Annotated in this window: 17 protein-coding genes; 6 read left to right on the top strand and 11 right to left on the bottom strand. The window is 71.4% G+C overall.

Features of this window, described 5'->3' with window-relative positions:
* The first annotated feature begins 180 nt into the window (after positions 1-180).
* Entirely contained in the window at positions 181-2,145 is a 1,965-nt protein-coding gene (locus IU476_RS20530) for an ArnT family glycosyltransferase (RefSeq protein WP_324194158.1), read from the top strand.
* A 4-nt stretch (positions 2,146-2,149) separates the two neighbouring features.
* On the opposite strand, the gene IU476_RS20535 is transcribed toward IU476_RS20530, so the two are convergent.
* Positions 2,150-2,722: a TetR/AcrR family transcriptional regulator gene (locus tag IU476_RS20535; protein ID WP_324194159.1), complete on the bottom strand. Its 573-nt coding sequence runs from the start codon at positions 2,720-2,722 to the stop codon at positions 2,150-2,152.
* 121 nt (positions 2,723-2,843) lie between these two features.
* On the opposite strand from IU476_RS20535, the gene IU476_RS20540 reads away from it, so the two are divergent.
* Positions 2,844-3,710 (top strand): NmrA/HSCARG family protein, encoded by an 867-nt coding sequence (locus IU476_RS20540; RefSeq protein WP_324194160.1) that lies wholly within the window; start codon positions 2,844-2,846, stop codon positions 3,708-3,710.
* 88 nt (positions 3,711-3,798) lie between these two features.
* Here IU476_RS20540 and IU476_RS20545 read toward each other — a convergent pair whose 3' ends face one another.
* Together IU476_RS20545 and IU476_RS20550 are read right to left on the bottom strand one after the other, a co-directional pair.
* Entirely contained in the window at positions 3,799-4,596 is a 798-nt protein-coding gene (locus IU476_RS20545; protein ID WP_195102406.1) for an SAM-dependent methyltransferase, read from the bottom strand.
* Between the two features lie 191 nt (positions 4,597-4,787).
* Positions 4,788-5,474, bottom strand: coding sequence for a class I SAM-dependent methyltransferase (locus IU476_RS20550; protein WP_195102408.1), 687 nt, complete (start codon positions 5,472-5,474; stop codon positions 4,788-4,790).
* Positions 5,475-5,520: 46 nt separating this feature from the next.
* On the opposite strand from IU476_RS20550, the gene IU476_RS20555 reads away from it, so the two are divergent.
* Positions 5,521-5,937: a MarR family winged helix-turn-helix transcriptional regulator gene (locus IU476_RS20555; protein WP_195102410.1), complete on the top strand. Its 417-nt coding sequence runs from the start codon at positions 5,521-5,523 to the stop codon at positions 5,935-5,937.
* A 154-nt stretch (positions 5,938-6,091) separates the two neighbouring features.
* On the opposite strand, the gene IU476_RS20560 is transcribed toward IU476_RS20555, so the two are convergent.
* Positions 6,092-7,384, bottom strand: coding sequence for a cytochrome P450 (locus IU476_RS20560; RefSeq protein WP_195102412.1), 1,293 nt, complete (start codon positions 7,382-7,384; stop codon positions 6,092-6,094).
* A 368-nt stretch (positions 7,385-7,752) separates the two neighbouring features.
* On the opposite strand from IU476_RS20560, the gene IU476_RS20565 reads away from it, so the two are divergent.
* On the top strand, positions 7,753-8,112 hold the full coding sequence (locus IU476_RS20565; protein ID WP_228824037.1) for a DUF4254 domain-containing protein: 360 nt from the start codon (positions 7,753-7,755) through the stop codon (positions 8,110-8,112).
* A 221-nt stretch (positions 8,113-8,333) separates the two neighbouring features.
* Here IU476_RS20565 and IU476_RS20570 read toward each other — a convergent pair whose 3' ends face one another.
* The 6 genes from IU476_RS20570 to IU476_RS20595 form a co-directional block, all read right to left on the bottom strand.
* Positions 8,334-9,131, bottom strand: coding sequence for an ABC transporter permease subunit (locus IU476_RS20570; RefSeq protein WP_195102414.1), 798 nt, complete (start codon positions 9,129-9,131; stop codon positions 8,334-8,336).
* A gap of 3 nt (positions 9,132-9,134) precedes the next feature.
* Positions 9,135-10,022, bottom strand: coding sequence for a 2-aminoethylphosphonate ABC transporter permease subunit (locus IU476_RS20575; RefSeq protein ID WP_438944047.1), 888 nt, complete (start codon positions 10,020-10,022; stop codon positions 9,135-9,137).
* A 331-nt stretch (positions 10,023-10,353) separates the two neighbouring features.
* Complete coding sequence (locus tag IU476_RS20580; RefSeq protein ID WP_195102416.1) at positions 10,354-11,544, bottom strand: ABC transporter ATP-binding protein; 1,191 nt, start codon at positions 11,542-11,544, stop codon at positions 10,354-10,356.
* A 26-nt stretch (positions 11,545-11,570) separates the two neighbouring features.
* Entirely contained in the window at positions 11,571-12,626 is a 1,056-nt protein-coding gene (locus tag IU476_RS20585; RefSeq protein WP_195102417.1) for a 2-aminoethylphosphonate ABC transporter substrate-binding protein, read from the bottom strand.
* A 43-nt stretch (positions 12,627-12,669) separates the two neighbouring features.
* Complete coding sequence (locus IU476_RS20590) at positions 12,670-13,383, bottom strand: phosphonatase-like hydrolase (RefSeq protein WP_195102419.1); 714 nt, start codon at positions 13,381-13,383, stop codon at positions 12,670-12,672.
* Between the two features lie 11 nt (positions 13,384-13,394).
* Positions 13,395-14,510 carry a TIGR03364 family FAD-dependent oxidoreductase gene (locus tag IU476_RS20595; RefSeq protein WP_195102421.1) on the bottom strand — a complete coding sequence of 372 codons (1,116 nt, stop codon included), beginning with the start codon at positions 14,508-14,510 and terminating at the stop codon, positions 13,395-13,397.
* Between the two features lie 97 nt (positions 14,511-14,607).
* Between IU476_RS20595 and IU476_RS20600 the strand changes: the two genes are divergently transcribed.
* Positions 14,608-15,381, top strand: coding sequence for a GntR family transcriptional regulator (locus IU476_RS20600; RefSeq protein ID WP_195102422.1), 774 nt, complete (start codon positions 14,608-14,610; stop codon positions 15,379-15,381).
* Between the two features lie 114 nt (positions 15,382-15,495).
* Here the strand turns inward: IU476_RS20600 and IU476_RS20605 are convergent, their stop codons facing one another.
* Positions 15,496-17,703: a sensor histidine kinase gene (locus IU476_RS20605; RefSeq protein WP_195102424.1), complete on the bottom strand. Its 2,208-nt coding sequence runs from the start codon at positions 17,701-17,703 to the stop codon at positions 15,496-15,498.
* A 200-nt stretch (positions 17,704-17,903) separates the two neighbouring features.
* Between IU476_RS20605 and map the strand changes: the two genes are divergently transcribed.
* On the top strand, positions 17,904-18,767 hold the full coding sequence (gene map / locus IU476_RS20610) for a type I methionyl aminopeptidase (protein WP_195102426.1): 864 nt from the start codon (positions 17,904-17,906) through the stop codon (positions 18,765-18,767).
* The last annotated feature ends 2 nt before the right edge of the window (positions 18,768-18,769 follow it).

Here is an 18,769-nt window from a genome sequence, read left to right on the forward strand (position 1 = left end):
TACAACTGTCCCTGCGATACGCCTGAACGGAACTACATTCGCGCGGTCGGGGGCATTGTTTGAATCGGCTGGATTCGAATCGCTCGCGTGTCGCGGCGGAATCGGGGCGTGTCGCGCATTCGCAGGAGGTTCCCAGGAATCGGCCAGCGTTCTCACCGGCCGGGTTGGGAGACTCCCGCGGTGACTGCGACCGCGATCGACGTGCCCGCGAAGCTCCGTCCCCCGCTGCGGCGGGAGCGACTGGCACTGGCCGCGCTGCTGTGCGGCACGGCGGCGGCGTACCTGTGGAACATCACCGTGAACGGCATGGCCAACGGCTTCTACGCCGCGGCCGCGTGGTCGGGGTCGCGGGACTGGCAGGCCCTGCTGTTCGGGTCGCTGGACCCGGGCGACTTCATCACGGTCGACAAGCCGCCGGTGTCGCAGTGGGTGATGGGGCTGTCCGGGCAGCTGTTCGGATTCGGCAGTGCGAGCATGCTGGTGCCGCAGGCCCTGATGGCGGTGGCGACGGTGGCGCTGCTGTACGGGGCCGTCACCCGGGTGACCGGCAGTCGCGGCGCGGGGCTGCTGGCCGGTCTGGTGTTCGCGGTGACGCCCGTGGCGGCGTTGATGTTTCGCTTCGACAACCCCGACGCGGTGATGGTGCTGTTGATGACGGCCGGGGCGTACTGCGTGATCCGGGCACTGCCGCGAGCCGATGTGCGGTGGCTGGTAACGGCCGGTGCGGCATTGGGTTTCGCGTTCCTGGCGAAGATGCTCGAGGGTTTGATGGTGCTGCCCGCGCTGGTGCCGGTCTATCTGCTGGCCGCGCCGACGACGGTGGGAAAGCGGTTGCTGCACTTGGCCTCCGCGGCCGCCGCGCTGGTGGTCGCCGCGGGATGGTACGTGGTGCTGACGCTGCTGTGGCCCGCCTCGGAGCGACCGTATCTGGCGGGATCCAAGGACAACACGTTCATGGACCTGGTGTTGGGCTACAACGGGTTCGAACGCGTGCTCGGCCGTAACCACCAGGGGCGCAAGCCGTTCGAGCTGCCCGCCGGTTACGAGATGCCGCATCCGGGCGGTGCCGGGCCCGGCGGGTTCGGTGCGGGTGCGGGGCCCACGCGAATGTTCACGGGGGAGATCGGTTTCGAGATCTCGTGGTTACTGCCCGCGGCGGCGGTGGCGTTCGTGCTGGTGCTGGTGTCGCGGTGGCGGGCGCCGCGCACGGACGCGGTGCGCGCGGCGGCGCTGGTGTTCGGGCTGTGGCTGCTCGTGGACGCGGCGGCGTTCTCCACCATGAAGGGCGGGATGCACGCGTACTACACGCTGGCGATCGCGCCCGCCGTCGCGGGCGGGTTCGCGCTCGGCGTGCACGAGGTGTGGCTGCGTCGCGAGACGGCGTTCGGCCGGATCGGCGGCGCCGCACTGATTCTCGCGGGCGGCGTTTGGACCTTCGTGGTGTTGCAGCGCAACGGCGCGTGGCAGCCGTGGTTGCGCTGGGTGATTCTGGTGGCCGCGGTCGTCGCGGCGGCCGGGCTACTGGCGGCGCTCGCGCCGGTGGCCGCGCGGCGGGTGCCGCGCCGGGCGGTCGGCGCGTTGCTGACGGCCGGGGTGTTCGCGAGTCTGGCCGGGTCGAGCGCCTACGCGGCCGCCACGCTGCCGCAGCCCCACACCGGCGGAAGCCCGTCCGTCGGCCCGGCCCGCGCGCATTCCGGCGGTCCCGCCGTGCCGAGCGGTGTGATGGGCGCGTTCCGCGGTGACGGGAAGGTCGATCCCCGGCTCGTCCCGATGCTGCGGGCGACCACCACGAAGTGGTCGGCCGCGATAGATCGCTCGTCGCCCGCCGCGGAACTCGAATTGGCCAGCCGCACCGCGGTAATCGCCATCGGCGGCTTCACTTCCGCCGATCCCACTCCGACGCTTCCCCGATTCCAAGCCTTGGTCCGCGATCACCAGCTGACCTACTACCTGGCCCCGGAAGTGAGGCTACCGGACTCCTGGCGCACCGCGCCCGCCGATTCGGGTTCCCCGCAAGGTGATTCGGGGCAGGGGTGGTGGCATCCCGTGGGGGACACCGAGATCTACGACTGGGTGTCGCAACACTACACCGGGGAGCACCTGGACGGCATGGTCGTGTACGACCTGACCGTGGCCCCGCACTGATTGCTCAGCGGGCGGGCCGGAGGCCGTCGAGGACCACGGTGAGCAGCTGGTTCGCGGCGCCGCGGCGGTGGGCGCGGCGCTGGGCGGTGGCGGCGCCGACGAGCAGGTCCATCACGTCGGGCGCGTCCAGGTCGGCGCGGACGGTGCCGGCCGCCTGGGCCCGGTGCAGCAGGCCGGCGAACAGGTCGCGGAAGCGGTCCCTGGTCTGCTCGGGCAGGGCGAGGTCGATGCCCGGCTCCAGGGCCTCGCACAGCGCCTGATTCAAGGCCACCTCGTCCACCAGTTGTGCGCAGAAGTCCAGGAACGTCTCCGGCTCATCGGCGTCGAGGGCTTCCCGCGCCCGGTCGACGAACTGTTCGAGGCGCTCTCGCAGCACGGCCTCGTACAACGCCTCCCGGGTGGGGAAGTGCCGGTAGACGGTGCCGACGCCGACGCCCGCGCGCCGCGCGATCTCGTCGAACGACACCGACAAACCGTTGGCGGACAGCATGTCCCGTGCGGTGTCGAGCACCAGATCGCGGTTGCGGCGAGCGTCGGCCCGCATCGGCCTGGACGCCGGGGCAGCTTGGTCGATCACCGCACGATCGTACCCTTGCCATTGCCAAGCGGAGAGAACTCTCCGTATAGTCACGAAACGGAGAGAATTCTCCGATTTATATGAAAGTGCGGCCGGTGCGTCGGCCCGGGAAGGAATCGCTGTGGGAGAGATCGTTTTCGTGGCCGGTGCGACCGGACAGCAGGGCGGCGCGGTCGCCGACCGGCTCCTCGCGGACGGCTGGCGGGTGCGCGCGCTGACGCGGGATCCGGACGGCGCGCGGGCGCGGGCGCTGGCGGCGGCGGGTGCGGAGGTGGTGGCGGGATCGTTCGAGGACCCGGCGGCGCTCGACCGCGGCATCGACGGCGCGTACGGGGTCTACAGCGTGCATCCGGGCCCGCTGTCCCCGGACCAGGACGAGGTGCGGGCCGGCCGGAGTATCACCGACGCCGCGGTGAAACACGGTGTCGCGCACCTGGTTTACAGCTCCGGCTTGGCCGCGGACCGGGGCTGGCAGGAGGCCAAATGGGAGATCGAGCAGTACATCGCCGCGTCGGGTCTGTCGGCGACGATTCTGCGGCCGAGTTCGTTCATGGAGAACCTCGCCACCCAGTCGGCCACCGTCGGCGTCCGGGACGGCGCGCTGCGCACCGCGGCCGCCCCGCACGTGCGCCAGCAGTTCATCGCCCTCGCCGACATCGGGGCGCTGGCCGCGCTCGCGTTCGCCGATCCCGGCCGATTTCGTGGCAGGACACTGGAATTGGTCGGCGACGCGCTGACGCCGCCGGAGGTCGCGGCCGAGATCAGCGCGGCCGTCGGCCGCCCGGTGCCCTACATCCAGCGCTCGATCGAGGAACTGCGCCGCATCAACGAACGCTTCGCCCGCGGATACGAACTGCTCAACAGCGGCGCGGCCGACATCCCGGACGTCGACGTCGCCGAGCTGCGCGCGCTGTATCCCGAGCTGATGTCTATGCGCACCTGGCTGGAACGGACAGGCGCGCAACTGCTTCGGCCGCTACTGGCGTGACCTGTCGCGCGCCCCTCACCGTCGCCGAACGGCTGCGCGTCGGGACGGTGCGGGTGAACCGTTGGGGCGTAGCGGATCTCGCCCGGGATCAGGGCTTGCGCGCCACTCCGCCGTAGGCGGCGATGTCGCGCAGGCCCGCCAGTTCGTGCTCGGGCCGGCGCCAGTGCGTGATCTTCCCGAAACCGGGCTCGAGCAGCTCGTAGCCGTCGAAGACCGCGCGCAACTCGTCCTGGGTGCGCGGAATGTACGGCACCCCACCGGATTTCGCGTACTCCTCGCACATCGCGACATAGGTGGGGCTGTCGACGGTGCCGTCCCAGTACACGAGATGGCTGCCGGAGGGGACGGCGTCGAGCACGGTGTGGACGATGCGCAGCAGATCGTCGTAGCTGCGGGCGTGCCCGAGCACGCCCATGAACATCACGCCGATCGGCTGGGTGAAGTTCAGGATGTTCTTGGCGTCGGCGACGATCTGCTCGGGCTCGTGGAAGTCCGATTCGATGTAGGTGGTGACGCCCTCGTGCGTGGTGCTGGTCAGCAGCGCCCGCGCGTGCGTCAGGACCAGCGGGTCGTTGTCGACGTACACGATCCGGGCGTCGGGGTGGATGCTCTGGGCCACCTCGTGGGTGTTCTGCATGGTGGGCAGGCCGGTGCCGATGTCCAGGAACTGCCGTAGGCCTACGTCCTGGGCGAGGTGGGTGACCGCGCGAATGAGGAAGCGTCGGCTCTCGGTAGCCATGGTGCCGATGTCGGGGTCGATCTGCAGGCTGGCGTCGCCGACTTCGCGGTCGATGTCGTAATTGTCCTTGCCGCCCATCCAATAGTTCCAGATGCGGGCGGAATGCGGTATGTCGGTGCGGATCTCGGTGTTGTGCCCTGTCGGCATGGGGGGTCGGCTCCTCGTCGAGGTCCCGGGGTGGTGCCGCCGCGCGCGGAGGCACGAACGGGTAACTGTCTGATCTGTCCTGTGACAGTACAAGATTCGCCGCCACTCGACAGCGCGATCGCGGGACCGGGCGCACAACGCCGAGGCGGCGAGTGCTGGAATGTCGCCTCGGCGTTGCCGGATCGGTCGCGTCAGTCCAGGTGAGCGGACAGCAACCAGGCGGGCATGGATTTGCGGCCGTTGCCCTCGTCCCGGATGTCGTGGCCGGCGAAATCGCGGAGGCCGCCGAAATCGTCCGGGATGACGGCGTGGATGCGGGCCGGGCGGATCTCGTCGATCGTCCAGTACGCGCCGACCGCCTCGCGCAGTTCGTCCTCGGTGACCGGATTGACCGGACCCGGGGGCACGCTCGACTTGTCGAACACCAGCACGAAGTAGGACGCGCCGGGAGCGGCGGCCCGCACGATCGACTCCTGGTAGCCGCGGCGCAGCTCCACCGGCATGGAGTGGAACAGGGTGCTGTCGACGATGGTGCCGAAGCGGCCGTCGTAGCCGGTGAACGAGCTGATGTCGGCGACCTCGAAGGAGGCCCCGGTGAGGCCGCGCCGCGCGGCCTCCGCCCGCGCGAGCTCGATGGCGGTCGGCGACTGGTCCAGGCCGACGGTGGTGAAGCCGCGCTCGGCGAGGTAGAGCGAGGTCGCGGCCTCACCGCAGCCCGCGTCCAGCACCTCGCCGTGAAATTTGCCCGCGTCGATGAGCGCGGCGATCTCGGGTTGCGGCTCGCCGATGCTCCACGGCGGCCGCACGCCTTCCCCCAATTCCGGGGCCTGGCCACGATAGGCGGATTCGAACAACGCGTCGTTCGGAGAGTTCGTCATACCTCCATTTATGTCAACCAGGTTGATATGCGTCAAGATGGTCGGCATGGCAGGACTCGAGGACAAACCCCTCGGCTACCTTCTGCACAGGGTTGCCACGACCTTGCGCGCCGAGGTGGCCACCACCGTGCTGGAGCCGTTGGCGCTGGCCTTCCCCGAGTACCTCTGTCTGCGCATGCTGGCCCAGTCGCCCGGCGCCTCCAACGCTCAGCTGGCCCGCGACCTCGGCGTGTCCCCGCAGGCGATGAACAAGGTGCTGCGCGAGTTGCAGCAGCGCGGCCTGGTGACGCGCCCGGCCACGGTGCCCTCCGGAAGAGCGTTGCCCGCCAGCCTGTCTCGCGACGGCATCGCGATACTCGAGCGCATCGATCCGCGAATCGTCGAGGCCGAACGCCGCGTCCTTGCCAAGCTGAGCGAGCGGGACCGGCGCGAGTTCCGCCGACTGCTCGCCGCGGTCGCCTAGGTGCGGGAATAGCGAGTGGGTTTGCGCCCCCGCGGCGTCGCCCAGCGGTGCAGGGCACGGACGGCACGCATTCGTACTGTGACGATTTCCGGCCGTGCGGTGCCTGGACGCAAATTTGATTGGTAACTGGGTCTGTGCCGGGCGGTGATCCGGATCAGGGCGGTGCGGGGTCGCGTGATCCCAGTAGTACCGGGATGTGTGCGTAGCCGCGCAGATTCATCAGTTCGCGACGGACGGGGGTGGCGGACAGGCGCAGGGTGGGGAAGTGTTCGTGCAGGGTGCGGAGGGCGATGACGCCCTCGGTGCGGGCGAGGGTGGCGCCGAGGCAGGAGTGCACGCCGCTGGAGAACGACACGTGCTCGCGTGCGTTGGGGCGCGTCACGTCGAAGGTGTTCGGGTCGGCGAAGACCTTCGGGTCGCGATTGGCGCCGCCCAGCAGCACCGTGACCATGGCGCCGCGGGCGACGCGACGGCCCTCGATATTCATATCGCGCAGCGCTTTTCGCACCGTCCACTGCACCGGGCTGTCGTAACGCAGGATCTCCTCGACCGCACCCGGCCACAGCTCGGGCCGCGCGGCCAGCAGGGCGAGCTGCTCGGGGTGGCGGTGCAGCGCGACGACCCCGTTGCCGATGAGGTTGACGGTCGTCTCGAAGCCGGCGCCTGCGAGCAGCGCGGTGGTGTACATGAGTTCCGATGTGGTGAGCTGATCGCCGGTGACCAGCGCGCTGAGGATGTTGTCGCCCGGCGAGGCGCGCAATCGGTCGAGGTGTTCGTCGAGGAAATCGCGGGCGTCGGCCAGCGCCTCCTGCGCGCGGCGGTAGGCCCGCCACGAGATGCCGGTGTCCAGCAGGGCCGCGCCGGCCTCGCCCGCGGTGAGCATGCGGCCCCGCACCTCCGCGGGGATGCCGAGCATCTCGGAGATGATGGCCGCCGGCAGCTCGACCGCGAAATCGCCGATGAGGTCGGCGCGGTGCCGCGCCGCCAGCTCGGCCAGCAGCTCGGCCGTCACCTCGTCGATGCGGTCGGTCAGCCGGCGCACGGCGCGCGGCGTGAACTCCTGCGCGACCAGTTTGCGGTAGCGGGTGTGCCGGGGCGGGTCGACCGCGAGCATGGCCGGGGGCTCGATCGGATTCGGCAGGTGCGGGTCGGTGGCCCGGATCGCGGCCGGAATCGGGCGCGGCAGGTTCAGCTCCGCCGGGACCACGACCCCGAAATCCGGCGAGCGCAGCACCTTCCGGACGATCGCGTGGTCGGCCGTGACCCAGGTGAATCGGGTGCGGACCAAGGGGCCTTGCGCGCGAATGCGATCGGCGAGCGCGTACGGATCGTCCTGTGCGCGCGGGTCGGACAGGATGCGGCCGAGCGGGTCGCCGCGGCGGGCCTGCCACTTCAGCACCACGCGCGGCAACCCGTGGATGGCGGCCCAGCGCAACCTGGTTCTCATCTCCGAAAGCTAACGCGCGGCCGGGGTCCCGCACATCGTGCCGCGGACTGAGACCGACTCCTACCGTGGTCGAAGGCCGCGCTGAGCGGGAGATGTGCCCGCGGCGGTGTAAAGACACGTTGGCTGTCGCACTGCGGACGCAATCTTGCGTTCTTGCATTTGTAAGAGCATGATCCGAGCTAATCTAGTTGTGATTCACCGAGCCGATGACGGTATAGCGGAACCCGGAGATCAATCATGTTCGTGCGTTCAGCAGTGCATTCGGGTGTGATCGGGGTGCGACGATGACGATGTCGATAGCTGGGGTGCTACCGACCGCGCCGCAGTTGCTGTGCGCTTTTCAGGGGCGCCGGTTCCAGGATCGGGTGCTGCTGCGCACCGCGCGGGCGCTGGCGGAGTTGCACGCGCGCCGCGTGCAGGTGCGCGATCCGATCATGGTCGCGGAGATCGACTGCCGGCGCGGTGAACTCGTCGACGACATCAACGACTGGGTCGGCCAGGAGTTGCCGCAGCACCGCAACGGCGCGTCCCTGCACACCGAGAGCCTCGGCGCGGTGGTCGACCGCATGGCCCAGAGCTGGGTCGACGCCAACCAGGTCATCGACCGCGAGGGCGCGCGCAGCGACAACACCCATAAACACTGGTACCACCTCGCCGAACTGGTCGACGGTTACACTGATCTGGTGATCGACGTGGCCGGTGGCCGCCGTCGTTTACCCGAGCAGTGATTGCCTCTCGCACAACGACTTCGGCGTCGCTGCCCGACCGGTGACGTCACCCGAGCCGTTCCCCGCCTGTTCGACCGATGGCATGCTCGAGCCGTGGCGTCGCCCGCCCGATCGGCGGGCGCAACGGGGCGCCCCGCCCGGCGTGCCGCGTGGTCGACTGGCGCGGCACGCCCGAGCCAGCCTTTTCGATTCGTGTCGGCTCTTCTGTCCCGGAACGCTTTTCAGCGCAGCGCCGCGCGCCCGCGGAGTCGGCCGAGCAGTAGCAGCGCCACCAGCGTGACCGCGACGAGCAGGGTGGTGCAGGCGGCGGCGTCGAACACCTCGCCGCGGTCGGTAGCGGCGAAGACGGTGACGGGCAACGTTTTCCAGGTGGCCGGGTACACCATGACCGTCGCGCCGAGTTCGCCCATCGACAGCGCGATCGCCAGGCCCGCCGCGGCGCCGAGCGCGGGCAGCAGCAGTGGCAGCGTGACCCGGGTGAGCACCCGCACCGGTCCCGCGCCCAGCGATTCCGCGGCCTGGCGGTAGCCGGGGTCGAGCCGGTCCAGCGCCGCGGCCACCGCGCTGAACGCGTACGCCAGCACCAGCACCGAATGTGCCACGATCACAATCCATTTGGTGCCGCCGAGCAGCAGCGGGCGCTGGTTGAACGTGATCAGCACACCCAGCCCGATCGCCACCGACGGCACCGCCACCGGCAGATGGAACACCGCGTCGGTGGCCCGCCGCCACCAGGCCGGTGCCGCCCGCGCGGCCAGGGCCGCCCAGGTGCCCAGCACCAGCGCGACCGCGCCCGCGAGCAACGCCGTCTGCAAGCTGACCGACAGGCTCGCCGCCTGCTCGCCCGACAGCGCCTGCCGGAAATTCCCGACTCCGAGTTCGGACGGCAGCGGGCCGGTCCAGCGGCCCGCCAGCGCGGCGGCCACCACGGTCGCGATCGGAGCGGCGAACACCACCAGCACGACGAGCGCGAACACCGCGAGCACCGCCGCCCGCCCGCGTCGAGTCCAGACCAGCACGAATCAGCCCTCCCGCGTTCGAATCCGGGTGAATCGGGCGAAGATCGCCCGGTATCCGAGGTACAGCGTCAGCGACAGCAGCACCTGCACCGTGGCCAGCACCGCCGCGCCCGGCAGGTCGAAGGTGACGATGCCGCGGGTGTAGATCAGCGCCGGCAGCGTGAGGACGCCCTTGGCGCCGGTGAACAGCACGATGCCGAACTCGTTGAGCGTCAGCAGCAGCACCAGGCTGCCCCCGGCGGCCAGCGCCGGCCACGCCTCGGGCAGCACCACCTGCCGCAGCACGCGCCACGGCGACGCGCCCAGGCTCGCGGCCACGTCCAGCTGCTCGCGCGGGAGTTGCGCGAAGGCCGCGAGCAGCGGGCGCACCACGAACGGCGTGAAGTAGGTGATCTCGGCCAGCACCACACCGGTCGGCGTGGTGAGGAAATCGACTGCGGGCGAATCGTTTCCGGTGATGTGCGCGAGCAGGGCGTTGACCGCGCCCGCGCTGCCGTAGAGGAAGGTGAACGCCAGGGTGATCAGGAACGACGGCAGCGTGAGCACGGTATCGATGAGCCTGCCCACCACACCCGATCCCGGGAACGGCACGAATGCCAGCACCACCGCCAGCAAGGTGCCCAGCACCAGACAGCCCGTGGTAGAGCACACCGCGATGGAGACGGTGCGCCACAACGCGTCCCGGAACGCCCGCGACCCGAGCACCTGCGACCACACCGCCGTGCCACGCCCCGTCGGCGTCTCGGTGGACGCGGCGAGCACCCGCAGAATCGGATACACCGCGACCGCGACGACGATCAACACCGGCGGCAACGACCACGCGATCGGACGCCAATCACGCCCTGCCACCGGCCTTTCGGGCTCGACCTCGCCGACCGGCTCGAGCGCCACGACCGCACTCACGCCGACCACCCGCGCCGAACCTCGCCCGCCCGCCCCATCGCCCCTGCCGCACAGTCGCTTTCGAGCCGCGTCCAGCAGGTCTGTTCGTGTCTCGCCGCGCGGAATGTTTCCCGCCCCGCCGCGCGGAGGCTTTCGCCTCCCAGCCAGCTGAGCCTTTGCACTGCTGCGCTGATGCCTTCGTGCCCCGTCGCGAAATGGCGCTCGCGACCGATCGTGTAGTGGCTTCGGTGCCCTGTCGCGCAGAGACTTTCGCGCCCAGCCCGGCGAGCCCCCTCATGGCTCGCGGGGCGGGTGCGCGCCGGATATCTCGGCCGAGGGTTCATCGGGCGGCCTCCGAACCGTCTGTGGCGGAGACGGATTCGGGTCCCACGGCGGTCGGGATCAGGACGCCCGCTGGGTCCGGCAGTCGGACGTCGACCGTGGTGCCCGGGGTGGTGGTGGAGTGACCGGGGACATCGGCGACCAGCTCGGCGGGCAGGCCGTCGACGTCGAGTGTCAGCCGTGTGGTGGAGCCGCGCCAGACCGCGGAGACGACGGTGGCGCGCAGGGTGTCGCGTCCGGCGCCGTCGCCGACTCGTACGGTGTGCGGGCGTACGCACAGCAGGGCATCGGCGTCGCTTACCCACTCCGCCTGGCCCACACCGGGTTTCGGGGCTTCGGCCCGGAGTGTGCGCTCGCCGGACGTGACCAGCGCCGTCGTGCCCGAGACGCGATGCACCCGGCACGGCAGCAGATTCGCGCCGCCGAGGAACGCGGCGGTGAAGGAACTGGGCGGGCGCCGCCAGAGGTTCTCGGCGGAGTCGACGTCGACCAGCCGGGCGTCGCGCAGCACCGCGATCCGGTCGGCCAGCGCCAGCGCCTCGGCCTGGTCGTGGGTGACGTACAGCATTGCGGTGTCCGGCAACGCCTTTCGCAGCTGCTGCAATTCACCGAGCATGGTCTGCCGCAGTTGCGCGTCCAGCGCGGCCAGCGGCTCGTCCAGCAACAGCACCGGGGGCCGGATCGCCAGCGCGCGAGCGATCGCCACCCGCTGCTGCTGCCCGCCCGACAGCTCCCGCGGCAACCGTCCGGCGTAACCGGCCATGCCGACCATCTCGAGGGCCTCGTGTACCCGCGCGCCGATCTCGCGGCGCGGCACGCGGTGGGCCCGCAGCCCGAAGGCCACGTTGTCGCGCACCCGCAGGTGCGGGAACAGCGCGTAGGACTGCACCACCACGCCGATGCCGCGCTCGGCGGGGGAGAGGTAGGTGACGTCGCGGCCCGCCAGCCGGACCGCGCCCGAGGTCGGCCGGACGAATCCGGCCAATGCCTTGAGCGCGGTCGATTTGCCGGAACCGCTGGGGCCCAGCAGCGCGACCGTCTCACCCGCGGCGACCCGCAGCGTGAATTCGGCCAGCGCGACGGTGGTCTTGCGGCCGCGCCCGTAGCGGACGCCGACCCGGTCGAAGACGATCGCCGGTTCGGGGTCGGCGACGCCGATCGCGGCGGCGGAGGTTGTCGGTGCGGACATACTCGTGCTCCTGTCCCGGGGCGCGCTCAGCTGCCGGTGGCCTTCTGATAGGCGGCGATGTCGCCGTCCAGGTCGTCGAGGACCTTGTTCCAGTCCGGTGTCACGACGGTCACGCCGTCCAGGTACGCGGCCGGGGAGACGGTGCCGGCGGGCGCCGGGACACCGCGCAGATCGGTGCGGGCCGGGACGGCCATGGCGTCGGGGCCCAGCGTCTTCTGCACGTCCGCCGAGAGCAGATACTCCATCAGCTTCTTCGCCGAATCCCGGTGCGGCGCACCGGCGGCCAGTCCCATGACGTACGGCACGGCCACCGTGCTGCGCTTGCCGTCGGCGGTGGCGGGGAAGAACACGTTGAACTTCGAGCCCTTCTCCTTGATGCTGGCCAGGTTCATCTGCACGTCGCCGTTGGCGACCAGCAGTTCGCCGTTGTCGACCTTCGGCTGCAGCTTTCCGGTCGACGCGGACGGCCCGACATTGTTGGCCTGCAACTTGGTCAGGTAGTCCAGCGCGCCCTGCTTGCCGAACAGCTGCTGGAGCAGGATCAGGACCGCGGTGCCGTCGCCGGCCTGCCCGGGCGTGGAGTACTGGATCTTGCCCGCGAACTCCGGCTTCAGCAGATCGTCCCAGGTGAGCTCGGCGTCCACGGACGGATTGGCGATGAACGACAGGTAGTTCCCGGCGAGAGTGACGTATCTGCCGCCCGGATCCTTGTCGGTGTCGGCCACGGCGGTAGTGTCGATTCCGCTGTCCTGCAACAGGCCCGACTTGTTCGCCTTCTGGATGAACGGCGGCAGGGTGACGAGCAGATCGGCCTGCGGGTTGGAGCGTTCCTTGTCCACCCGGTTGACCACCTCCCCGGACCCGGCCTCGACCAGATTGACCGAAATACCCGTCTGCTCTTCGAATTTCGCGAACTGGGTCCGGTACCAGTCGCCCACGCCGTCGGCGGAATAGACCGTCACGGTGTCGCCGCCCGCGGACGACGTTCCGGTGCCGCCGCAGGCCGCCGCCGAACAGGCGACGGTGGTGGCGGCGGCGAGGATCAGCGCGGCGCGGGCGAGGCGGGTGATCGAGATGCGCACGATTACAGCAACTTTCGTGTGAAGGGTGTCGGGTGTGCGGACCTCACGGCCGCGGTCCGTTCGTCGTTCCGGGCGAGGTGCGCCCGTCGAGCAGCAGGTCGGCGAACTCCACCACGGATGGCACCACGTGGGTGGCCCCGGCGGCGGACAACCGGTCCGCGTCGTGCGCGCCGGTGAGCACGCCCGCGACGACGCATGCGCCGGCCGCGCGGCCGGTGGCGATGTCGCTGGCCGTATCGCCCAGCACCGCAACACGATCCACCGCGTCGACACGCAGCCGCAGCAGGGCGGTCAGCACCAGGTCCGGGTAGGGCCGACCGCGACCGGCCTCCGCCGGCGCCAGCGTGAGATCGGCGAGTTCGTGCCAGCCCAGCGCGTCCAGCAGCCGGTCCTGGGTGCCGCGGCTGAATCCGGTGGTGAGCGCCACCTTGATCCCGGCCGACCGCAGTCGCGTGATCGCCTCGGCCGCACCGGGAATCGGCGTGGCGTCGCCGGCGAACTCGTCGTAGGCGGCCTCGAAGGCCTGATTCGCCCGCCGGGCTCGGTCCTCGTCACCGAGCAGGGCACGGAACACGGTGATCTTCGACTGGCCCATGGTGTCGACCACGTACCGGACGGCGGCCTCGCGTTCGTGCCCCGCGGCGGGGATCCCGGCCGCGGTGGCGGCGGCATCGAAGGCGCGCAGCACCAGCCCGCCGTCGGCGACCGTGGTACCGGCCATGTCGAGCACGGCCAGTTGGATATTGCTGTCGGACAAAGCGTTTCCTTTCACAAGCCGAGCAGGTCGGCGGTTTCCTCGCCGAGCGCGGGCCCCAGCGTCATGCCGCGGCCGCCGGGACCGGTGATCACCCAGACGTTCTCGGCGGCCCGGGCGCGGGTGACGATGGCGGCGGGATCGATGCTCTGGCTGTAGACACCGGCCCAGCGGCGCGTCACGGGCGGCAGCCGGCGGCCCAGCAGTTCCTCGACGACCGAGGTGAGGTGCTCGTACGGGGCCTCGTCGACGTCGAAGGCGAACGGCTCGTCGTACTCGTGGGTGTCGCCGATGGTGAGTCCGCCGTGCAGCCGCTGCACACAGAGCAGCTGCATCCGGTGCCGCGCGGCGGTGAACGTCTGCGCCTCCTCCCGGACGAGCCGGGTGAGTTCGGGTCCCGCGAAGCCGGGGTAGTAGCGGAAGCTGTCGCCGTCGGCGACGGCGGTGGTCAGCTGTTCGCCGAGCGGAGCGGTCTGCATCATCTGCAGGCGGACCCGGCGAACGGGGATGTCGCCCACCAGTTCCCGGGTGAGCCCGCCGTGTGCCGCGCCCGGGCACACCAGCACCAGGTCGGCGGGGAAGCGGCGGCCGCGATCGTCGACGACGGCGCCGCCCGCCACCGCGCGGGCCTCGGCGCCCGCGTAGAAGGTGTAGCGGCCGGTGGCGTGCAGGTAGGCCCGCAGCGCGGGCAGCGCCTGCCGTGACTCCACCGCCGCATCGGTCGAACAGTGCAGTCCGGCAAGGAATTTGCCGCGCAGGGCCGGATTCAGCGCCCGCGCTTCGTCGGGATCCAGCAGCGCGAAGCCCCGCTCCGCCGCAGTCGGCCCGGCCGCCGCGGCCTCGGCCACCGCCAGCTCGGCCTCGGTGCGGACCAGGGTGAGCGACCCGGCCGCGCGGAAGCCGACGCCCGGCACCTTGCCGCCGATCTCCTCCCACAGCCGGCGCGACCGCAGCGTGATCTCGAGCTCGTGCGCGCTGCGCCCGGACACCCAGACCAGGCCGAAGTTGCGGACCGTCGCGCCGCGCGCCTCGGTCTCGCGCTCGAGGTGCACGACCTCGTGACCGCGGCCGATCGCGGCCAGGGCGTGCGCGGTGCCCAGGATGCCGCCGCCGATGATGACCAATCGCATGCCGAGCATCATGCGCAATGGTCTAGACCGTTGGGTGTGTCTCGGGCGAACGTCAGGTTAATAATTGGTATAGACCAATTGCGGGTAGGCTGTCGGCATGGACGCAACCGACGTGGCGGCGGCGAGGCCCGGCCCCGGCACCGGCGAAAAGCCCCGGGGCAGTGCGGATTCCGGCGCGCGGCTGCCCAAGGCCTACCGCGTGCGCACCGAGATCGAGCGCATGATCGGCGAATCGGCGGAGGGCGACCCGGTGCCCTCGGAGCGCGAACTCGCCGCCCGGTTCGAGGTGGCGCGCGAGACGGTGCGGCAGGCGCTGCGAGACCTGTTGGTGGAGGGCCGGATCCGGCGCAAGGGGCGGGGCACCGTGGTGTCGCGGCCCAAGCTGGTGCAGCCGCTGTCGCTGCGGTCCTACACCGAGGCGGCGCTGAGCCTGGGCCGCCGTCCGGGCCGCGTGCTCGTGGGCTGGGACGACGTGCCCGCCGACGCCGAGACCGCCGACGCGCTGGGCGTCGCGGCGGGCGCGACGGTCATGCACCTCGAGCGCATCCTGCTCGCCGACGACGAGAAGATCGGTTTGGAGAGCACGTATCTCACCCTCGAGCGATTCGGCGGCCTGCGCGACGGCTACGACCCGAGCACCTCGCTGTACGCGGCGATCCGCGCGGCGGGCGTGCGGTTCGGCGCGGCGCGCGAGCGCATCGAGACGGTGCTGGCCTCGCCTCGCGAGGCGGCCCTGCTCGAATGCACCACGGCGCTGCCGATGATCCTGCTGCACCGCCGGACCGTCGACGACGCGGGCCGACCCATCGAGCGGGTCCGCGCCCTCTACCGCGGCGACCGCATCGCCTTCGAGGCCCACCTGCGGGAGTGAGGTGCCCGCCTCGCTCGGGGTGTGTCCGGCCTTTCAGTGGGAGTGCGGCTCGCTCTCTCGGGGTGTCTGCGGTCTCGGGGGAGTGCGGCTCGTTCGACACGGACGCCCGTGGGTTCAGGCGAGTGCGGTGTGTTCGGGGGTGGGCAGGACCGTGCCGTCGGGGCCTATCTCGAGGCGGCGGGGTGGGTCGGCGGTGACCACGATGGTGGCCAGGAGCGCGCGGCCGGGTGGTAAGGCGCGCACGGTGATTCGGCCCGTGGCCGTGTCGTCCAGGGCGGCGATCGCGGTGGCGGTCACCCGGTCGCGCACCTTGCCGGATGCCGCGTCGAGGCCGCCGTCGTCGAGCAGGGTGACGGTGACGCCGCGCTGCCGGGCGCGCTGGGCGGCCAGCTCCATGCCGGGCGTGGCGAAACCGGGGGCGCGCAGGCGATCTCGCAGCTGTGCCTCCAGCAGCGCGCACTCCTCGCGGTCGAGGTCGGTGAGCGGACGGCCGGTGGCGATCAGTTCGAGCATGGGGCGTGCGGTGCGGTCCAGGTAGGCGAGTTGGCGGTGCCGCTCGCGGTCGTGCGCGGCGGTGCGCGCCGCCGCGCCCGCGCTCCCGGCGGCCTCCGCGCGGGCGCGATGGAACGAGTGCAGCGTCGGGCGCATGTACCACGCGAATCCCGTGACGGCCAGCACCGTTCCCGCGGTGACCGCGGAACCGTCCACCGCCGCCGCGACTCCCGCGCCGGATGCGGCGAAACCCGCCGCGGCCGTGAGGAGCCCGATCCAGGCAGCTCCGACGCGACCCCGAATGCCCAGCAGCGCAAGCACATAGGAGTAGGCCATCAGAATCCAGGACGGGTGGTGGACCGGATGGTCGGGGGAGCCGAGCCTCGACGCGAGCACGGCCACCGGCCCGGCCGCGACGATCAGCGCGGTGGACGACCACGGCAGCGGGTCGTGGCGCGGGATCAGCACGGCCGCCCCGGCCACGCCGACCAGCCCGTATCCCGCGAGCGCCGCGACCGGGACGGCCCCGCCGGTCAGATAGCCCACCATCAGCATGGTGATCGCCAGTTCCACCACGACGAGCAGCGCGATGCCGGTGCCGCCGCGCAGGCTGAGCAGCGTGGGCGGTTGGCCCTCGCACGGTTCGGCGCGCAGCCACCGCAGGATCACGGTGGTGCCGCGGCCCGGGTGCGAGGCCACGACGGCGTCCCCGCCGGGCACGCGGCGCATCCGGTCGACGATGCTGTGCCGGATGCCCAGCCGGTCCGCGGACACCCGGCGCGGGTCGAAGCCCGCGCCGTCGTCGTCGATCCGGACGGTCGCGCCGTGCGCGTCGACCGTCGCCGAGACCGTGCGGGCCACCGCCTCGCGTCCGATCGTGGCGTGCCGCAGGCTGTTTCGGGCGGCCTCGCCGGTCGCGGCGCCGATGGCGGTGACCACGTCGCGCGGCAAGTCCCCGGCGTCCGCGGCCACCCACGACGCGACGGTGATGCCGGGGCTCACCTCGGTGGCCGCGGCCTGCCAGGACTCGAGCGCCGCGCGCGCGGCCACCTGCTCGCCGTCGGTGTGGTGGGCGCCGTCGTCGAGCTGGCGCAGCGTCCGGTCCGCCGCGCCGGGCAGCGCGGCGGGATCCATGCCGCGCGCTGCGTCGAGCAGGGTGGCGAGCACGTTGTCGTGGATCAGCCCGGCGAAGCGGGACCGCTCGCGGTCGGTGGCCTCGGCGGTCGCCGCCACCGCCGCCTGCCGCACCGCGGCCGCCGTCGCCGCGTCGAGCTGCGCGGCCGCCCGCACGATGCCGGCCGCCACGCACGCGAAGAAGCCCTGCATCACCCACGTGCGGGTCAGGCTCTCCAGCACGCTGTGGATGCTCTGTCCTCCGGAGACGTAGAAATCCACCGCGACCGCAACGGCCCCGGACGCCACCAGATGCAGCGGCCAGCCGCGCGGCCAGGCCAGCACGGCCGCCACCACCGCGGTCGCGACCAGCGGCGGAATCCAGGTGCCGGTGGGACCGAAGCAGCCGTACCGCCCCGCCGGGACCAAGGCCGCGATGCCCGACGGCACGGCGAGGGCCAGCAGGCCCGCGGTGACCCCGGTCGACCGCCCGGCCAGCGCCGCGGCGACCACCGTCGCCCCGGTCCCGACCAGCAGCGTCACCACCAGCGGCGTCCACCACGAACTGACCAGATGGGCCTGCTGGACGATGGTCGACCGATGGGTGAGGACCCACAGCACGGTGCCGACGCCGGCCGCCACGGCGACGGCCCGCCGCGCCCGCTCCTGGGCCTGCCCGGCCACGAACGCCGGGCCGGACCAGCGGATCGGTCTCACACGCATCCACCCCCACTGCCGTCTCGTCGCCCGCGTCCGTCCGTCGCCCACCGGTGTCCGGAAGGCTCTCCGCCCCGCGGCGCACGCTCGAGCGGAGTGCCGTCAGCATAAACGGACCGAGCAGTTCGCAGAGTCGCGGTCGCCCGTCGGTATTCGCCGCGCCGAGCACGTGAGCGGGCGGTGCGGATAGTCTGGACAGCATGTCTGTCCGCACTCGCCAGCCGCTCGTCCCCGGAACCCAGTCGCCGATCCGTGAGGTCCCGCGCTCCATCGAGCGCCCCGAGTACGCGTGGAAGAAGACCGCCAACGAGGGCCGCGAGCCGTGGGTGCAGACACCCGAGACGATCGAGAAGATGCGGCTGGCCGGCAAGCTCGCCGCGCAGGCGCTCGAGGAGGCGGGTAAGGCGGTCGCGCCCGGCGTCACCACCGACGAGCTGGACCGCATCGTGCACGAGTACCTGTGCGACCACGGCGCCTACCCGTCGACGCTGGGCTACAAGGGTTTCCCGAAGTCGTGCTGCACCTCGCTGAACGAGGTGATCTGCCACGGCATCCCCGACTCGACGGTGATCGAGGACGGCGACATCGTCAATATCGATGTCACCGCCTACATCGGCGGCGTGCACGGCGACACCAACGCGACCTTCCTCGCGGGCGACGTGGACGAGGAGGCGCGGCTGCTGGTGGAGCGCACCCGCGAGGCCACCATGCGGGCCATCAAGGCGGTGCGGCCGGGCCGGGCGCTGAACGTGATCGGCCGCGTCATCGAGGCCTACGCCAACCGCTTCGGCTACGGCGTGGTGCGCGACTTCACCGGCCACGGCGTCGGTCCCACCTTCCACAGCGGCCTGGTCATCCTGCACTACGACCAGCCGGCGGTCGAGTCGGTGATCGAGCCCGGCATGACCTTCACCATCGAGCCGATGATCAACCTCGGCGGCATCGACTACGAGATCTGGAACGACGGCTGGACCGTGGTCACCAAGGACCGCAAGTGGACCGCCCAGTTCGAGCACACCCTGGTCGTGACCGATGAGGGCGCCGAGATCCTGACCCTGCCGTGACT

The organism is Nocardia blacklockiae (genome assembly GCF_015477355.1).
Taxonomy (GTDB): Bacteria; Actinomycetota; Actinomycetes; order Mycobacteriales; family Mycobacteriaceae; genus Nocardia; species Nocardia blacklockiae.